The organism is Mannheimia kashgarensis (genome assembly GCF_041807705.1).
In the GTDB taxonomy this organism is placed as follows: Bacteria; Pseudomonadota; Gammaproteobacteria; order Enterobacterales; family Pasteurellaceae; genus Mannheimia.
This window is the reverse complement of record NZ_JBGTYY010000002.1, coordinates 86,733-106,322: the sequence shown is the minus strand read 5'-3', so window position 1 is coordinate 106,322 and position 19,590 is coordinate 86,733. Positions and strand designations below refer to the sequence as shown.

At 39.6% G+C, this 19,590-nt stretch carries 13 protein-coding genes; 2 read left to right on the top strand and 11 right to left on the bottom strand.

Features of this window, described 5'->3' with window-relative positions:
- Positions 1–62: 62 nt before the first annotated feature.
- From guaA to ACERCF_RS01715, 7 genes are all read right to left on the bottom strand, one after another.
- Positions 63–1,634, bottom strand: a complete 1,572-nt coding sequence (guaA, locus tag ACERCF_RS01745; RefSeq protein ID WP_373624409.1) for a glutamine-hydrolyzing GMP synthase — start codon at positions 1,632–1,634, stop codon at positions 63–65.
- 21 nt (positions 1,635–1,655) lie between these two features.
- Entirely contained in the window at positions 1,656–1,973 is a 318-nt protein-coding gene (locus tag ACERCF_RS01740) for a hypothetical protein (protein ID WP_373611481.1), read from the bottom strand.
- Between the two features lie 37 nt (positions 1,974–2,010).
- Positions 2,011–2,679, bottom strand: coding sequence for an HAD family hydrolase (locus ACERCF_RS01735; RefSeq protein ID WP_373611482.1), 669 nt, complete (start codon positions 2,677–2,679; stop codon positions 2,011–2,013).
- 49 nt (positions 2,680–2,728) lie between these two features.
- A complete protein-coding gene (guaB, locus tag ACERCF_RS01730; protein ID WP_373624408.1) occupies positions 2,729–4,192 on the bottom strand; it encodes an IMP dehydrogenase in 1,464 nt (487 codons plus the stop codon).
- Between the two features lie 222 nt (positions 4,193–4,414).
- Positions 4,415–7,582 (bottom strand): efflux RND transporter permease subunit, encoded by a 3,168-nt coding sequence (locus tag ACERCF_RS01725; RefSeq protein ID WP_373624407.1) that lies wholly within the window; start codon positions 7,580–7,582, stop codon positions 4,415–4,417.
- Between the two features lie 13 nt (positions 7,583–7,595).
- Positions 7,596–8,801, bottom strand: coding sequence for an efflux RND transporter periplasmic adaptor subunit (locus ACERCF_RS01720; protein WP_373624406.1), 1,206 nt, complete (start codon positions 8,799–8,801; stop codon positions 7,596–7,598).
- 30 nt (positions 8,802–8,831) lie between these two features.
- Entirely contained in the window at positions 8,832–9,404 is a 573-nt protein-coding gene (locus tag ACERCF_RS01715) for a TetR/AcrR family transcriptional regulator (protein ID WP_373624405.1), read from the bottom strand.
- A 317-nt stretch (positions 9,405–9,721) separates the two neighbouring features.
- Here ACERCF_RS01715 and ACERCF_RS01710 point away from each other — a divergent pair, with 317 nt between their 5' ends.
- Positions 9,722–9,943, top strand: coding sequence for a YejL family protein (locus ACERCF_RS01710; RefSeq protein ID WP_373624404.1), 222 nt, complete (start codon positions 9,722–9,724; stop codon positions 9,941–9,943).
- Positions 9,944–9,948: 5 nt separating this feature from the next.
- A complete protein-coding gene (locus ACERCF_RS01705; protein ID WP_373624403.1) occupies positions 9,949–11,685 on the top strand; it encodes a DUF3413 domain-containing protein in 1,737 nt (578 codons plus the stop codon).
- A 148-nt stretch (positions 11,686–11,833) separates the two neighbouring features.
- On the opposite strand, the gene ACERCF_RS01700 is transcribed toward ACERCF_RS01705, so the two are convergent.
- The 4 genes from ACERCF_RS01700 to ACERCF_RS01685 all read right to left on the bottom strand — a co-directional run bounded on the left by ACERCF_RS01700 (position 11,834) and on the right by ACERCF_RS01685 (position 19,590).
- Positions 11,834–13,012 (bottom strand): sugar transporter, encoded by a 1,179-nt coding sequence (locus ACERCF_RS01700; RefSeq protein ID WP_373624402.1) that lies wholly within the window; start codon positions 13,010–13,012, stop codon positions 11,834–11,836.
- 65 nt (positions 13,013–13,077) lie between these two features.
- Positions 13,078–14,295, bottom strand: a complete 1,218-nt coding sequence (locus ACERCF_RS01695) for an ATP-binding protein (RefSeq protein WP_373624401.1) — start codon at positions 14,293–14,295, stop codon at positions 13,078–13,080.
- A 198-nt stretch (positions 14,296–14,493) separates the two neighbouring features.
- Entirely contained in the window at positions 14,494–18,975 is a 4,482-nt protein-coding gene (mukB, locus tag ACERCF_RS01690; RefSeq protein ID WP_373624400.1) for a chromosome partition protein MukB, read from the bottom strand.
- 15 nt (positions 18,976–18,990) lie between these two features.
- Entirely contained in the window at positions 18,991–19,590 is a 600-nt protein-coding gene (locus tag ACERCF_RS01685) for a PDDEXK family nuclease (protein ID WP_373624399.1), read from the bottom strand.

Below are 19,590 nucleotides of genomic sequence, written 5' to 3'. Positions count from 1 at the left end.
CAAGCCGCTACAAACCAAAAAGCCTTACCAATTAAAGATTAGTAAGGCTTTTAGTTTAAAATCTACTCCCACTCAATAGTTGCTGGAGGCTTTCCACTTACGTCATATACCACACGGGAAATGCCATTCACTTCGTTGATAATACGGTTGGAAATTTTACCTAATAAATCATACGGAAGATGAGCCCAATGTGCGGTCATAAAGTCGATGGTTTCAACGGCACGCAAGCTAACTACCCAATCATATTTACGCCCATCACCCATTACGCCTACCGATTTTACTGGTAAGAATACCGTAAAGGCTTGGCTAACTTTGTAATACCAACCAGAGTTGTAAAGCTCCTCAATAAAAATTGCATCGGCTTTACGCAGTAAGTCGCAATACTCTTTTTTGATTTCGCCCAACACCCGTACGCCTAAGCCCGGCCCCGGGAATGGGTGGCGGTTAAGCATTTCTGCGGGCAAGCCTAGTGCTAGGCCAATTTTACGTACTTCGTCTTTGAAAAGCTCTCTTAACGGCTCAACTAAGCCCAATTTCATATAATCAGGTAAGCCGCCTACATTGTGGTGTGATTTAATCACATGGGCTTTACCTGTTTTGCTCGCTGCAGATTCAATCACATCTGGATAGATTGTGCCTTGTGCCAGCCATTTTACAGAAGTAAGTTTTTTGCTTTCATCATCAAATACATCAACAAAAACCTTACCAATCATTTTGCGTTTGGCTTCTGGCTCATCAATGCCTTTAAGGGCATCTAAGAAGCGATCTTCCGCATTCACACGCACAATGTTTAAGCCAAATTTATCGCCAAACATTTCCATTACTTGATCACCTTCGTTTAAACGGAGCAAGCCATTATCCACGAATACACAGTGTAAGTTTTTGCCGATAGCTCGGTGTAAAAGCAACGCTGTTACGGAAGAATCTACGCCACCCGATAAGCCTAAAATCACTTCATCATCGCCCACTTGTTCTTTAATGCGAGCAACGGCATCTTCAATAATGTTTTCTGGTGTCCAATTTCTTTCGCAACCACAAATACCTACCACAAAGTTGGTTAATAATTCTAAGCCGCTTTTAGTATGCGTTACTTCTGGGTGGAACTGTACCCCATAAAAACGGCGACTTTCATCCGACATCGCCGCAATCGGGCAAGTTGGCGTTACACCTGTAATCTGGAAATGCTCTGGTAAATGAGTAACTTTATCGCCGTGGCTCATCCAAACATCAAGTTTCGGTTCACAAGCGGTCGAATTATCATTAAGATTTGCAAATAGTCTATCTGTTGCTTTTAAATCAACAGAAGCATAGCCAAACTCTCGGTGGTCAGACGTTTCGGTTAAACCTCCCAGCTGCATTGCCATTGTTTGCATTCCGTAACAAATACCAAGTACAGGCACGCCTGCATTAAAGACATACTCTGGAGCACGAGGGCTATTTGCTTCGGTAGTACTTTCAGGCCCCCCCGAAAGAATAATCCCTGTTGGGTTAAATTCACGGATCTGCTCTTCCGTTACGTCCCAAGCCCAAAGTTCGCAATACACCCCTATTTCACGCACTCGGCGGGCGATAAGTTGAGTATATTGTGAACCGAAGTCGAGGATTAAGATTTTATGGTTGTGGATGTTGGTCATTATTCTTTCTCTTTGATTAAATTATTTATCTGATTGCTCACATTCAGAAGTTTTAAGAACTTGTAAACCTTCTTTTTTGTAAATTGCAAATTGACCTTGACGACAATCACGTCCAAAAAGATTTTGGAATTGTTTTGTTGGTTTTCCTTCAGCAATCAAATATAGATCCCCTTTTTCATCAGTCATTTGCTTTTTGATGTTCCAGTTATTTTTTTGCAGTGCTTTTAATACGCTTTCTTGTGATTGTCCCTCGTACATATCAGGTACACCGCTAGATGACCAATCGTTAGTACAACCTAAAAGTATAAATAATGGAATTGCAAGGGAAAGTTTTTTCATATAGGTTTCCTTATCTTAGTCTTAGTAATACAAGCGGTCAATTTTTACAAATCTTTTGCAAAATGCTCAAAATCTCATTCATATCCTTCCCCATATAATCTGCTAGACTTTGGTCGATCAGCATTCGTTTTTCTTCATAGCCAATCACGGTTAGGCCTGCAGTTTTAGCGGATTTCATTCCGTAGTAGGAGTCTTCAATCGCAACGGCATTTTGGGGATCTACATCTAATTTCTCACAGGTGTAACGATAAATTGTTGGATCTGGTTTGCTGTGTTCAAACTGCTCGCCGCTGACAATGAAATCGAACTCATCTTTAATGCCACATACCGTCAGAATATTATCAATATGCGATTTCGCCGATGAAGAGGCAACCGCTAATTTAATATTATTTTGCTTGGCAAATTGAATAATATGCTGAATGTCTTCTCTGAAAATCGTTTTAAAATCAACCTTGCTAAATAGATCTTGGAAAAACGCATAGTAACGCTGGCGAATTTCATCAATCGGCAAGCTCGACTCTGCTAATTTTTGCACGATAACCGGAATTTCTTTTAAACATTTGCCAACCACTTCAGATTGTTGTTCTAAAGTAATCGGGCGGTTATGTTCTTTAATATCTTCAATGAACTGCTTTTGCAGTGAAAATTCGAGATATTCGGTATCAACAACCACACCGTCCATATCAAAAATAATGGCTTGTAGCATTTTGTTTCCTTAATAATGGGCGAATAATGATTCGCCCCTACACTTTTTATTAGCCCATACGGTAGTTTGGTGCTTCTTTGGTAATGGTTACATCGTGAACGTGTGATTCTTTAATGCCTGCACCGCTAATACGCACAAATTGGGCTTTGGTACGAAGCTCTTCGATAGTCGCACAGCCTGTCAAGCCCATACAAGAGCGTAATCCACCCATTTGTTGGTGGATAATCTCTTTTAAGTAACCTTTATAAGCAATACGACCTTCAATGCCTTCTGGCACAAGTTTATCTACTGCATTGTCTGACTGGAAATAACGGTCGCTTGAGCCTTTACTCATTGCACCCAGAGATCCCATTCCACGATAAGATTTGAATGCTCTACCTTGATAAAGCTCGATTTCGCCTGGGGCTTCTTCTGTGCCAGCAAACATTGAACCTACCATCACACAGCTTGCTCCTGCAGCAATCGCTTTTGAAATATCGCCTGAGTAGCGAATACCACCATCAGCAATTACAGGAATGCCACGATCTTTTAAGGCTGCTGCGGCATCAGCAATAGCAGTAATTTGAGGCACACCCACACCTGTTACAATTCGGGTAGTACAGATTGAACCCGGCCCAATTCCTACTTTTACCGCACTTGCTCCAGCATCAGCTAATGCAATCGCCCCTTCAGCGGTAGCAATATTGCCTGCGACAATCGGTAAATCAGGGTATTTTGCACGGGTTTCACGCACACGTTGTAATACGCCTTCAGAATGCCCGTGTGAACTATCAATTAACAGCACATCAACACCAGCTTTTACTAACGCATCAATACGTTCTTCGTTTCCCGGCCCAGCTCCTACTGCCGCCCCTACACGCAAACGGCCAAATTCATCTTTACAGGCATTCGGTTTGCTTTCGGCTTTTTGGTAGTCTTTTAGGGTAATCATTCCTTTTAAGTGGAAGGCATCATCCACCACAAGCACTTTTTCAACACGATATTCGTGCATTAAATGGAAAATTTCTTCACGAGTGGCGTTTTCTTTCACCGTCACTAAACGCTCTTTTGGTGTCATAAATTCACGCACGGTTTTGCTTAAATCGCTTACAAAACGGGTGTCACGCCCTGTAATAATGCCGACTAAATTTTGGTTTTCATCCACAACAGGGTAACCTGCAAAGCCGTTTTGTTTGACTAAATCGGCAAGTTCCGCCAATGTAAGATCGGGCGAAACGGTAACAGGCTCAGACACAATGCCGCTTTCAAATTTTTTTACTTTACGCACTCGGTCTGCTTGGCGTTCAATCGACATATTTTTGTGAATAAAACCAATTCCTCCCTCTTGAGCAAGAGAAATCGCTAATTTGGTTTCAGTTACTGTATCCATCGCAGCGGAAAGCATTGGAATATTGAGGCGGATAGTTTTGGTTAATTGAGTGGAAAGATCGGCGGTATTTGGAAGCACTGTTGAGTGTGCTGGAACGAGAAGAACATCATCAAATGTGAGGGCTTCTTGCTTGATTCGTAACATTGCAATAATTCCTTAAAGAGTGGTTAAATTGAAAAAACTGTATTGGAAAATTGCGAGCGGATTATACAGAGGAACGTTATTTTTGTAAATAGGCAAACGATTACTTCAGATTAAAAAATTAATAACAAGCGGTCAAATTTTCTTTAGATTTTGCAAATTATTGAGGAAAAGTAACCGCTTGTAAGCAACAAAAAAGGCGTATCACTACGCCTTTTCATTCATTTATACTTGTTTAACTGTTGGAAAATATTTTTCCTCATCAAACTCACGCAATGGTTTGTGTTCTTGTCCTAAGAAGGTGTAGATAACAGGCAATACGAATAAAGTAAAGAGTGTACCGATTGCAAGACCCGATACAATTACCATACCCATACTAAAGCGTGCGATTGCTCCTGCACCTACTGCAAATAAGAGTGGGATTAAACCAGCAATCATCGCAGCGGTTGTCATCATAATCGGACGTAAACGAATCGTTGCCGCATAAACAATGGCTTCATAGCGTGATTTGCCGTGATTTAACTGCTCTTCTTTCGCCACTTCACACATTAAGATACCGTGCTTGGTAATCAAGCCCACAAGAGTGATTAAACCTACTTGTGAATAGATATTTAAAGTGTAGCCTGCCGTCCAGATACCGTTGGCAAATGCCATCAGATCTTTTGAACCTGTACCTGCCGCAATGCCCATAAATAAGCCTTTCATCGCTGTTGGGAGATTCATTACCAGTAATGCTCCACTTACGGCAAGTGGTACAGAAACTAAGATTACCAACGGATCACGCCAAGATTCAAACTGAATTGCCAATACAAGGTAAATAATCACTACCGCAAGGGCAAAGGTCATTGCCATTGCATTCCCTTCTTGGATAAATTGACGTGACTCGCCACGGAAATCATATTGATAACCTGATGGTAAACTACGATCTAATTCCGCTTTTGCCCAATTTACCGCATCACCGATTGAGCCTGATACTACACCGCCAATGGTGGCAGAGTTTAATTGGCTCATACGAGGTAATGAAGACGGAGAGGTTTTTAATTCCATTGTCACAAATGAGCCTAGTGGAATAGATTCGCCTGATGCGGTTGTGACATAGTAATTCATTAAATCTTCAGGATTTAAACGGTCATTACGCACCGCTTGTGAAACAATCGGGTAAGCTCGAGAGTCAATATCAACACGGGTAATAATCGCACCTGATAGGAATGCACCTAATGTGCCACTTACCTGCTGCATCGTTACACCATAAGCCCCCATTTTTTCACGATCGAATTTCATATTCATCGTTGCCGTGTCAAATTTGAGGTCTAAGTTTGCAAAGAAGAATTGACCTGATGCTTGTGCTTTTTTCAAGAACTCTGAAGCAACTACGGCTAATTTTTCATAGCTGTCTGCGGTAGTAATAACAAGTGAGAACGGCAAGCCATTTTCACCTGTTGAGATCTCAGGGAAAGAGATCGCATTAACATCCATTGCAACCACTTTTTTACCGAGTGCTGCAATCTCATTTGAAATTTCTGCACGCTCACGAGTACGATCATTCCAATCTTTCAAGGCAATGATAGATAATGCACTATTACCGCCATTAAACCCTGAGATCGTCATAACTGATGAGACTTCAGGTACTTTAGATACTTCTTCAGTAAACGGCACTAGGGCTTCTTCTGTATAATCTAAATTTGTGTTAGATGGACCATTTGAAATCCCTACAACGAAACCACGATCTTCCGTTGGTGCAACTTCACTTGAAAGTGAGTTAAACAAGAATGGAAGACTTGCAAAAATCAGCACCGCAAAGAACAACATAAAACCACGAACCGCCATAACTGCACTTAGCATATTGGTGTAGCAGCTTGTCATTTTGTCTAGTGAACGATGGACAAAGCGTGCAAAGCGAGATTCTTCGCCTTCTTTATGCTCTTTCAGCACTCGGCTAGACATCATCGGAGAAAGTGTTAGAGCCGCAATACCCGAAATAAATACCGCACCAGCAAGAGTTAAAGCAAACTCTTTGAAAAGTGTGCCTGTTATCCCTGTCATTAATGCCATTGGAGAATATACTGCACCGAGTGTAATCGTCATTGAAATTACCGGTAAGGCAATTTCTCGTGTACCAATAATAGCTGCATCAAATGGCGTTTTGCCTTCTTTAACGTGGCGTTCTACGTTTTCAAGTACGACGATCGCATCATCTACCACTAAACCAATCGCTAATACTAACGCAAGTAAGGTCAGAAGATTGATTGAAAATCCGAACATTTGAAGCAAGAATAACGCACCAATTAATGAAATCGGAATGGTAATAACTGGCACAATCATTGCACGCAGCGATCCTAAGAATAGGATAATTACCACCAATACAATCACAGTTGCTTCTAAAATAGTACGGATAACTTCATTGATTGAGCTATCAATTGCAACCGTTTTATCGTAAATAATATCCCCTTGAATATTCTCCGGTAAGTTTTTCACTACCTGATCAAACATCGGGTAAATATCTTTTGCAACGGTAAGCGAGTTTGCTGTAGCCGCAACTGAAACCGCTAAAACCACCGCTTCCTTACCACCTACTGTTGCACGAACAAAATCGCTAGATTTATCTAATTCTACGGTCGCAATATCTTTCAGTTTAATCATTCTGCCATCTGCTGTTGTTGAAACAGTCACCTGTTCTAATTCTTGAACAGAAGGTGTAGTGGATAACACTTTGTTTTTATAAACCGTATAATAGCCGTTAGAGTTACCCGCTGCGGTTTGTAAGTTATTGGCACTTAATGCCGATAGCACCGCTGAGCCTGATAACTTATTGCTCGCCATTTTGTCTGGATCTAACCAAATGCGTAAACCAAAGGTTGAGCCATATACATCAACACTTGACACCCCATTTACCGTAAAAAATTGCGGTTTAACCACACGGTTTAGATAATCGGTTACTTGTGCTGTATTTAATTCATCAGACACAAATCGAATATACATTAATGCATCATTTGAACCCGTTGATACGCTAATAGATGGGTCATCAATACCACTTGGCAAGTTTGAACGTACTGCATTTACTTTAGCTGAAATATCAGAAAGTGCCGCATTCGGGTCAGTATTTAACTTCATTTTCGCCGTAACTGTTGTAGTACTTGGCGAACTTGATGACGTCATATAGTCAATATTATCCGCTTGAGCTACTGCCTCTTCTAACTGTGAAGTAACAAGTGCTTGCATTAAACCTGCATCTGCACCTGAGTAGTTTACACTCACGGTTACGATCGAAACAGTCATCTCTGGATATTCACGCACCTGCAATTTTTCAATCGCTTGTAAGCCTAAAATCGTAATGAGTAAGCTAATACAAACGGCTAAAACAGGGCGTTTAATAAAGATGTCAGTAAATTTCACTTAATTCACTCCACTACAGTTTGCTGTTTTTTGCTGGTGTGGTAATGCCTACCGCCTCAACATCAGAAACTTTAACTAACGCATTGTTGCTTAAACGTTGCAAACCGCCTGTTACAATTAAATCTCCTGCTTTCACACCTTTAGTTAATTGTGAATAGTTACCCTTGCGGTCAGCGGTTTTTACTTCTGCTTGTTTTGCGCGGTACATTTTATTCGCATCTAAAGTTGGGTTTTGTGTAGACATTTTTTGAACCATTTTTTTATCTTCTTCAGATAATGGCTGTAACAAATAAACAGTTTCGCCATACATCGTATAAGCCACCGCAATTTGTGGCACAACAACCTGCCCTGTTTGCGTTGGTAAGGCTACATTTAAGCGTGCAAACATACCTGAGAGTAATTTATCCGCTCCTTCTTCAATAACCGCTTCAACATTAATTAAACCGGTTAAACGATCAACCGCAGGATCAATCGCAATAATACGAGCAGGGAAAGTTTGTGCTGGCAAAGCATCAATTTCGGCTGTTACTTTTTGCCCAATTGACACTTGCTCAACATTGGTTTGAGGCAATGTAAAACGAACTTTCATTGAAGATTGGTCTTCAACACGCACAATTTCTGTTCCCATTGTGATGTATTGACCAACGTTTACATTCACAATACCCGCCACACCGCTAAATGGTGCATAGATTTGGCGACGTTTAATAACCGAACGTAACGACTCAATATTCGCTAATAATTGGTTATAGGTTGATCGTGCATTATCAAATTCTGCTTTTGACGCACTATTTGATGCAATCAAATTACGATAGCGGTCATAATTTGCTTTTGCTGTTGAAAGTTGAGCTTCCGATGCTTTTAAATTTGCAATCTCAACACTACTATCAAATTCAACTAAAAGATCACCTTTATTTACACGCTGCCCCGATGTAACCAATACACGGCTTACTACACCTGAGGTTTCAGCACTTAACATCGCCCCCTGGTTTGGGCGGATATAACCTACAGCCGAAATAGTTGGAGTCCATTCCTGTGTGGTAACTTGCATTGCGGTTACTTCGCTCACAGATTCAGGCATATTCGCAGCGGCATCTGCTTTTGCTTTCTTCCCAATTAATTGTAATCCTACGATTGCAGCAAACACAATCAATACAATTAACAATGTGAGTACAATTAAAAACTTTCTGCCTTTACCTGGCTTCTGCGTTTCTGTTGTCATACATTCTCCATAAAATAACTAAAAATAAACTTAAAAAGTGATTGCTTTCCAAGTGCGTAAAATAATTTCGTCTAAATATTCACCTAGCTCGAAGTTCTGATTCAAGTTTTGCAAATACTTGATCTCGATTAAAGTGCCAAGACTCACCGAATAAAGTATTTCATTTGGTAAATCCACAATGATTTTTTGCTTTTTACCTTCAAAAACAAGCCTGTTCCAAAAAGAATTTTCATCAGCGACTGTTTCTCGAATTAACTCATCAATCCCCATTACAGCTTGGAATTGTTTTACTAATGCAAGACGCTCCGCTAAAAAAGCCCATTTTTTATTCACAAGTTGTTTATATTGTTGAAAGAGTTCAACCTCTGGTTCAAACTCAATATGCATATACCCCTGATAGCACTTTATTAAATTGGCTGCCAAACAGTGCAGTAATTCATCTTTTGTTTTGAAATAGAGATATAACGTACCTGAAGCAATTCCTACCTCTTTTGCTATATTACGCATTGAAAGGTTTTGCAATCCTTCTCTCACAATAAGTACTTCTGTTGCTGAGAGAATACGTTTTATCATTTCTTCTTTTGGCTCAATCCGCCTAGACATATCATCTCCTAGCCTATAATGAACGGTCGTTCATTTTATCTTTTTTTATAAAAAAGGGAAGAAGAAAAATCATCAAAAAAGTGAATAAACACCTTGAAAAATTTAAATTTTTTTGAACAAGCGGTTACAAAAAGCATCGATTTTTGAACATTAGCTTTGCCAACGGTAGCGAAGCTATGATCCCCCCTTAAAAAGGATTGTGAATAAATTTTGCCAAAACTTTGCAAAAATCAGCCAAACAATAAAACCGAATGCTACTTTCCACTCATTTTTATGCTACTATTCACATATTATTTTTATTATTTTATCCATTTGTTATGGCAACAAAATCTAAATATCATACAAAACAATTTGATGCATTATTAGCCGATCTCATTACAACCATTGAACAGCATAAAGCTCCTGTTGATTTATCTTTAATGGCGTTAGGTAATATGGTAACGAATATTTTAAGCGAAAATATTCAAAACCCTACGCAACGTGAAGCCCTCGCAGAAGCATTTGCAAGCGCACTCAAACAATCATTAAAAGCTAAATAACTATTATGTTTAAACGCCTACACGCATTATTGCCAACCAATTCCCGCCAATATCGGGAAGCCACCTCACAAAAAATAACGTGGGGGCATTGGTTTGCACTATTTAACATTGTGCTGGCGTTGCTCATTTCTTCCCGTTATGCCTTCAATGCAGACTGGCCGAATACCCTTGTTGGTAAACTTTACTTTTTTGTCAGCTTATTTGGGCATTTCAGTTTTGTCGTGTTTGCGGCTTTTCTGTTAATTTTATTTCCACTTAGTTTTATCATTAAAAATGATCGAACCTATCGAGGGCTTTCGGTGATTCTTGCCACCATCGGGCAAACTGTTTTATTAGTGGATACGGAGGTCTTTAAGCAATTTTCTTTGCATTTATCACCGCTTGTATGGGATTTATTAGTCAATCCTGAAGAAGGTGAACTTACTCGAAAATGGCAGCTGCTATTTGTGCCAATGCCACTTATTTTATTGGCAGAAATGATTTACTCTCGTTGGTGTTGGCAAAAGCTACGTAGCTTTAGTCGCCAAAAATGGGGGAAATATGTTGCGTTATTTTTCTTAGTGAGCTTTACCGCTACTCACTTAATTTATGCGTGGGCAGATATGAATGCCTATCGCCCTATTACCGCCCAAAAAGCGAATTATCCGTTATCACACCCGATGACAGCTCGTAACTTTTTAGAAAAACACGGTTTTATTGATAGAGCGGAATTCGATCAAGAGATTGAAGAAAGTGGGCGTTTAGACACCTTTTTCTTAAATTACCCTAAGGCTTCTTTGGTTGCAACAACGCAATCGAATACTAATATTTTATTAATTAATCTCTCGGGCTTATCTAAAGAGATGATTAATGCTGAAAATATGCCTCGTCTCTCTGAAATCAGTCAGCACTCGTACCGTTTTATGAACCACTATAGCAGTGGCGATAGCAATTCGGCAGGTGCGTTAGGCTTATTTTATAGTTTAAGCGGAAAATATTTAGATTCTGTATTGGCAGACAAAACCGTTTCGCCATTAATTCAAATTTTCAGACAATCGAATTACCAGTTAGGGCTTTTCTCTCATAATGGATTTGCTGATCCAATTTATCATCAGGCCATTTTCTCCGGTATTTTATTACCGACAGCTCACAGCAATGTTAGTGCAATTTCACAATGGAAGAGTTGGATTAGTAGCCGTTCGCTAGGTAATCCATTCTTTAGCTATTTAGATTTAAGTTTGCCATCAGCAAGCTCTAATTCCGCTCAACAAAAACTGTTAGATACGCAATTTGCTGAAATTTGGCAGCACTTAACACAAAATGCGTTATTAGGTAATACGTTAGTTATGATCACTTCTGATATTACTAACAATGAAGCAACCAATGAAAATCCGTTTGCTAAGCAACGCATTCAAGTACCAATGCTCTTTTATTGGCAAGGCGAAAGCAAAGAGTATAATTTCCTTTCAAGCCATTTAGATATTATGCCAACACTATTAAACGGCTTCTTTAAAGTGCAAAATCCGCTTAGCGATTATGCACAAGGCATCGATTTAAGCACCCAGAGCCAACGCCTTTGGGTATCTAGCTCTAACCATAAATGGAACGTTGCAGTAATGCCAAATGGCGAGCAGTATCATATTGATCACAAAGGGAATTTCAAACATTTCAATGCTAACGGGGAAATAGAGCAAGGTACTCGCCCACCACTTGCATTATTCTTGCAAATGATCCAACAAAGCAATCAGTTTATTGCGAAATAATACAAGCAAGCGGTCATATTTTCTTTAATTTTTGCAAATTTTTCAGAAAATTTATTCACAATCCTTTGTAAGGATTGCTCACAGCTTCGCTACCGCAGGCTTTACCAACGTTCAAAAAGCGATGCTTTTTGTAACCGCTTGTCTTCTATCAACTTACTTTTCTATATTTCAAAGTAATAAAAATAAACCATAAAATCGCAATAAAAGCTAAGCCTCCACCAATAAACCCTATGTTAGCTAACCCTAGCTGATTGATGGTAATTCCGCCCAGTAACGCCCCTGTTCCAATACCTAAATTATAGGTTCCCGAAAATATCGCTGCGGCGACATCAGTAGCATCAGGGGCAAGCTCAAGCACTTTCATTTGTAGGGCAATGCTCATACCTGTAATGCCTATCCCCCATATAAATGCGAGTGCAAACATCGCAATAGTAGAGCCACTTAGCAGTAATAAGCAGAACTGGCTTAGCATAATAATGCCAATGCCAGCTAAAATAAATTTATTTGGTGCTTTGCCATATAATTTGCCAAATAAGAAACTAGCTGTAATACCTGCTAAACCAAATACTAATAAAATCAATGTGGTTGTTTTCGGGCTAATAGCACTGATTTGAACCATAAAGGGTTCAACATAGCTGTAAGCGGTAAAATGACCCGAAACAATCAACATTACCAGTAAGAAAATTCCAACTAGCAACGGGCGTTTAAATAAAATGGGTAAACTTTTAATTGAGCCTGCGTTTTTACTTGGTAAATAAGGCAACAACCGCCAGAGCATTAAAAGGACAATAAAAGCAATAATCCCAATCACACTAAAAGTAGCTCGCCAACCTAAGGCTTGCCCGATCATTCGTCCAAGCGGTAATCCTAAAATCATTGCAAGTGAACTGCCTAGAGCTAACATAGCCAAAGCTTGTCTTTTCTTATCTTTTGGAGCAACCCGAATAACCAATGAAGCCGTAATCGACCAGAAAATAGCGTGGGAGACCGCAATAATGGTACGAGAAATCAATAATACCCAGAAATTCCAAGCCACCACCGATAAAATATGGCTAAGGGTAAAAACGATAAACAGTATAATTAACAACCGCTTTCGCTCCATCTTGGCTGTCAGTAACATTAACGGCAGTGATAATCCAAACACCACCCACGCATAGACGGTGATCATAATCCCCGTGCTTGAGGTTTCCATTTGAAAACTTTGGGCGATATCCGAAAGTAAGGCGATAGGAATAAATTCTGTTGTAATCACAATAAAGGCTGCAAACGCGAGGGTAAATACTCTTAGGAAAGACAATCTCCGCTGAGCTTTTCGGGCAAGTTTCATAATTATAAATCCGAGAAAAAGGAAAAAGGAAAACCCAAAAGCCGAAATAGCTTTTGGGTCAAAAATTATAATGCTTTTTGTTCAAGTAACCAATCTAATATATTTTTCTTTTGAATACCATTGTAGTTAGCATTTGGCTGGATAGTATCCATTGTTAAAAGATATTTTGGATATTGATCGCTAATAGCTTGTAAAGGGCGAAGTTCCCTTTCTAACGTTTCTGAAGAAAGTGTTGTTTCACTGACTTGGTAATATTCATAATTTCCAACCTCCGTTACTACAACAAAATCCACTTCAAATTTATCAATGTTACCAACGTAAACTTTTGAATAGCGGCGGCGTAACTCAAGATAAACGAGATTTTCAATTAAATGACCAAAATCTTCTTGATGATCGGGCAATAACAAATTCCGGAACCCTAAATCAACTACATAATACTTTTCCAAACGTTGAAGCAAGGCTCTACCTTTTACATCAAAGCGAGGCACCGCATAAAATAGCAAGCTATCCGTTAATGTTTGTAAATAATTTTCCAAACTGGTGTGTGATAAAGTAACTTGCTGGCTCGCTAATGTATTGCGGATTTTATTGGTTGAAATCAAACTACCAATGCTACTGAGCAATGTTCTCACAATTCGCTCAATAACTGAGGGATTAGGATTACCAATTCTCGGTACAATATCATTGAGCAAAATAGAATGATAAATCCCTCTTAAATACTCCACCCGTTCAACATAACTTTCTGTTTGGAGCAAATAAGGGAAAGCACTAAATAGATATTCGTTAAACAGCCTACCTACATTTTCTACATTGCTACTTTCAACGCCTTGCAGATATTCTTGGAAAGAAAGCGGTAGTACTTCAATTTCAACATAGCGACCTGTCAAATTTGTAGCAAGTTCACTGCTCATAAAATAAGCGTTTGAGCCAGTTAAGTAGAGATCTACATTAGGCTTGATAAATAAACTATCTGCAACCAGTTCAAATTTTTCAACGTGTTGAATCTCATCAAGAAAAATATAATGCTTCTGCTCATCTCTCAATCTTTCCGTAATATATTGATTCAATAAGCGAAAATCTCTCAAATTATAAAAACTCAGATCTTCAAAATTAACCGAAATAATATGATCTTCCGCCACACCTTGAGCTATTAACTCATTTTTAAATAGCTGAAAGAGAACAGATTTTCCTGCACGTCGAACACCGCTCACCACTTTGATGATGTTTTTATCTTTATGCCGTCTTAAAAACGCTAAATAATCGGGTCTAGAAACTAATTTCATTTTATTCACCTCTGTTTCTAGTGTAATTCAAAATTAATTTATTTTCAAATTTTCTAAAATAATCAAGTTAAATCGCATAAATTTTCAAAAATTTAAAAATAAGTTAAAAATATCTAGGCTATTTTTAGTTTTCCAAAAATAAAAGATTGCTAGTATTTCTACTAACAATCTTTTACTGATTATGGCATTTTTTTCCGATTACTTGCCAAACCCTTTCAAACCAACAACATGTACATACTCTTGGTTATTGGTAATCTTACGCACCAATTTATAGGTTGTACCACGTTCTGGGCTGATGTTTTCAGGAGCTGCAATTAATAACTGCATATCTAAACGTTCGCAGAGTTCAAATAACGTATTAATTGAAGTTGCATCTAGTCGAGCCGCTTCATCAAGGAATAGTAAACGAGCTGGCAGAATATCTTTCGCACGCATACGGCGAGCTTCTTCTTCCCAGCTTTGTACTACCATCAAGAGAATGGACATACCTGTACCGATTGCTTCCCCTGTTGATAATGCACTACTTTCTGCACGCATCCAGCCGTCTGCCCCACGGAAGGTTTCCACCTCTAAATCTAAGTAGTTGCGGTAATCCAATAACTCTTCACCGATAGTTTGCGGTGTGCGTTGCCCCATTTCAATATGTGGGTTTACACGTTTATAGAGCATTGCTAATGCTTCAGAGAAACTGAGTTTTTGACTGTCGAATAAGTCTTTGTGTTCCTCACGATTATTGGATAATGCATTGAGTAAAATAGCGTGAGTATCACGAATATTTACCACTAAACGCACCCCTTTTACCTGACCAAAGGCAATATTTTGTAAGCCTTGGTTGAGTTGGAGAATACGCTGCTGCTCACGCTGGATTGTTTTGCGTAAGATGTTTGCCACACTTTCCGCACTAATCGCCAATTTTTTCTCACGGCTGGTTAATTCATTGGTTAAGCGTGAAAGCTCAATTTCCATCTGTTCAATCGCATCAATCGGATCATCCGTTTTGATGATGTCTTGGCGAATACGTTCACGCAAGTGTTGGTAAACTGCAATAAAGAATGCCACTTTGTTTTCTGGTTTACGGCTATCTTCCGACGCTCTTAAACTATCACGCAAGTATTCGTTATCCGCCACTGCCGTCCGCAATGCACCTAATGCTTTATCTGAAATTGAACGTAACTCTTCCGCAGATTGATAGGCTAACTCACGGCGATTTAAACGTTTTTCTACATCACTATTGCGAGATAAACGCTGAACAATACACCAACTTGCTTTTGCTTGTACCACCAATTCACGTTGAGTATGGTAATCACGCTCGGCTTTGCGTAAGGTGCGGTTGAGGTTATCCATTTCCGCTTCAATCACGGCAATTTGCTTGTCTAAATAACCTTTGCGAGATCGTTGTTGGCTTAGGCGTTGTTGCAATTCATCACGGCGGAATCTTGCACGCTCTTCAGCGTTTACATCGCCACGCACACCTAAATCATCAATTTCACGAATTAACTCTTGTAACATTTGGTTTTTCGCATCGTAAGAGCTGCGTAAACCTGTTAGAACTTGGTTATATTGAGATAATTGAGCCTGTGCTTGACGAAGTTGATCTCGAGCCTGCTCTCGCTCACGCTGTGCGTTTTCTAAACGTTGGCGTAACTGTTCAGTGAGTGCTGAACCTTCCGTACCTACAGTTTCTTCATAGCTAAAGTGTAAACGGCGGTTCATTACATCCGCCAAGCTAAACACTTTTTGCTGTAAGATTTTTTGTTCTGCAACAGAACGGCTGTAATCCGCCTCAAGCTGTTCAAATAATGCAGGATCGCTCTTCAAGGCTGCGGCGATCGGCTCTAATTGAGTTAATGTTGAACCAAATTGGCGAATAAACATTTCATCTTCTTCCGCCACTTCTAGCTGTTCACGGCACTCTTCTGCTCTTTCAGCTAAGGTCTCGTCTGCTAACAAGTTTGCAAGCGGTAGAATTTTGTTCAACATTTGCAACTGGGCTTTTACGCTTTCTAATTGATGGCGTAATTGTTGTTCATTACCGCTTGATTGTGCTAATTCACGCTCAATCTCCGCACGCTCTGCTGCAATTTCTTGCATCAGATCTTCGGGATTATCTTGGAATACTAAGTTTAAGTGCGTACCCACAAATTGGCTTAAATGTTGATGTAAACGTTGGCATTTCTGCACATCAAAAGCACGTTCTGCGTGTTTTTCTGCCGTTTCATCACGCTCTGCTTTAAGCGTTTCTAAATGTTTTTCACGAGCAGCACGACCAAACAACGGCACTTCAGGGAATTTCGAGTAACGCCATTGACGGTCAGATACTTTCACCACCACACCATCGCCTAGCTCTTCAGTACTGAATACTGCATCATCGAAAGCTGAAGGATCGCCCTCAATTAAATAGAGATCCGTTGGGCAGTCATCTAATTTTTCAAGCTGTGCTTTAACTGCTTCTAAATCACGCACCACGATTGCGTGGCGAGCTTCGCCATATAATGCCGAGAAATAAGGAGCATCTTCAATCGACACATCATCATAAAGCTCTGATAATAAAACACCGCCAAAACGTTCGGCTAATTGATTTAAACGAGCATCTTCCGATCCATCTGGTTGGCTTAAGCGGTTGATTTGCTCATCAAGCAACTGCTCTTTACGAGCAAGCTCATCACGAGCAAGGGTAGCTTCACGCTCTTTGCTCAGCATATTTTGCATAAACTGCATTACCGCTTTGCTTGACTCAAATTTCTCGCCACATTGCTCTTCTAAACGAACAAGGGCTGATTGTGCCGTATGCCAAGCAGGGGCATTTTTCGCTAACTGCTGATATTGTTGATTAAGCTGTTCACGTTGTTGGCGTTGGGTTGAACGTTGTTCTACAAAGTCCGAAAGCTCGGCTTCCAAATCTTCTAAGCGAGCTTGCTGCTCTTCAAAATAGGCGTCCAATTCTTCCGCTGAATTGAGCTGCTGTTGCGATTTTTGATTAAATTCCGCCACTAAACGCTGGGCATTTTGCTGTTGTTGCAAACGTTGCTCTAAATCGTTCAGTTTCTGACGTAAACTTACCGCTTGTTGAGCCTGCATTTTCTGTTCTGGGAATGCTGAAAGCAACAAGCGAGCCTCTTCCCACGCTTGCAAGCGGTCAATTTCGCCCGAAATTTTGCAAACTAGCTCAAAGGCTTTTTCAAACTGGGTTTTCGCCATATCTGATACGCTTAAACGCTGTTCAAGCTCAAACACTTTATCGGTAAGATCTTCAGCTTGAGCAGCAAATTCAGCGTGGTAATCTTCAATATTATTGAGATCTAAATTCGCTAAACCTGTGAGCTGTTTCGCCTTCTCTAACGCATTTACCGCTTGTTGGTATTGCAATGCTCGAGTTTGCTGTGCATCTAACGCCTGCTGGTAATCCGCCATTTGTGAACGCAATTCTTCAACGTGGTCGTCTGCTTCATCTGCACGAGCTTGGGCATTTTCTGCCATTTCAGCAATTTCTTCTAAAGCTTCTTGTTGCTCTTCAAGTTTGATGTTCAGCTCTTCCACTTCATCTTGATAGCGTTCAATTTTTTCTTGATGACGCAACGCATTCATCACTAAATTTAGATGATCGTTCGCACTATTATATTCGCTTTCTAGCGACTGCTCTGCCTCTGCAATGTCGGCACTTTCACGGCTGAATTCAACAAAACGTTGCTGTTCAACCACAATTTTCGATTTCGCCGCATACCACTCTTTACGCTGCTCTAACGCTGCCTGCACATTGCCACGACGCTCATTAGCATTACGCATATAATCTGCCGACACATAGTTGGTCGATTCAGTAATCAAGCGTTTGAACATATCACGATCAGATTGAGTAACCTTGATCGCTTCTAACGTCATTCGGTTTTCACGCAATGCCGATTCCATATCTTGGAACGCTTGGCGAACACCTGTATTTTCTGGCAATAAATAATCACGTAATGATTTGGTAATTACGCTTGAAATACCACCGTAAAGTGAGGCTTCAATTAATTTATAGAATTTGCTTCTGTCTGCTGCCGAACGAAGGCGTTTTGGGATCACCCCCAAGTCAAACATAAAGCTGTGGTAATCGGTAATTGAATGATATTGTTTAAATTGAACTTCTGTGCCTTCAAATTTATCTTTCAGATCATTTAATGGCAACACACGAGCCTTATCACCCACTTGTTCCGTTAAAAGGCTGATAATGCTCTGTTCTTGTGGAATGTTTTGCAGTGAGAACGAGCGGATATCCACTTTCTTATCACGCCCAACAACTTGCTGTAAACGCACACCAGTAATAATACGTTGCCCACGAGAGTTTAACGATTCCAACACCGCATAACAGACACCCACTTTTAATTTACCGTATAAACCTTTATCACGAGAGCCAGCAGTTGAACCTGCTTCCGTTGTATTACGGAAGTTCAGTAAGGTTAAATCTGGAATTAATGCCGTAACAAAACCCGCCATTGTGGTGGATTTACCTGCTCCGTTACCTCCAGAAAGGGTGGTAACTAGATCATCTAAATCAAAGGTACGAGCAAAAAAACCGTTCCAGTTGATTAAGGTTAAAGAGAGGAATTTACCGCGTTGTACTTCATTTTGTCTTGCAAGCGGTGCAATTTGAGGATTATTTTGCAATTCCACTTGTACTGCAAATGCTTCATTAATTTCTGTCATATATATGCCTAAATACTAAATTTTAATTTGATAAAGTTGTTCAATATTTTCTTTATCATAAAACTTATGATCGCTTTGAATTATTTTTATACTTTCACTTGTGGTAATCTGTATCTGTTTTAACTTCTCTACTAAAAGATCAAATTCAGAAGTATGTGCTAATACGAAATCATTTATTCCTATATAACTATTCACTTCTCGACGGCGAGCAACTACTTCACTTTCGGATAGTGTAACAACATAACATAGTGCATCTCGATGTACATATTTAGTTGCCATAGCTTCTAAATCAGCTTGCTTCCAACGCTCTCTTAAAGTTGTTTTAGCACTAATTGTAATTGGAGTTTTACGATTATATAAAACAATATCTAAAATAACATTCGGTACAAAAGCTAACTCTGCTTGAACATATATAGGGGATATATTTTCTCGTAGTAAGGCAAGAACAAGTAATTGTTCAAATACACCACCATTTACAGAATTATTAGAATCAAATTCCGATGTATAAACACTCCAATAAAAAGAAATAAATTCACTTGGCTTCCAATTTTGATTGATTGGGTATTTTTGAATTATCTTCCTTACTATATCAGTAACTTTAGTTCCTTTTGCCAT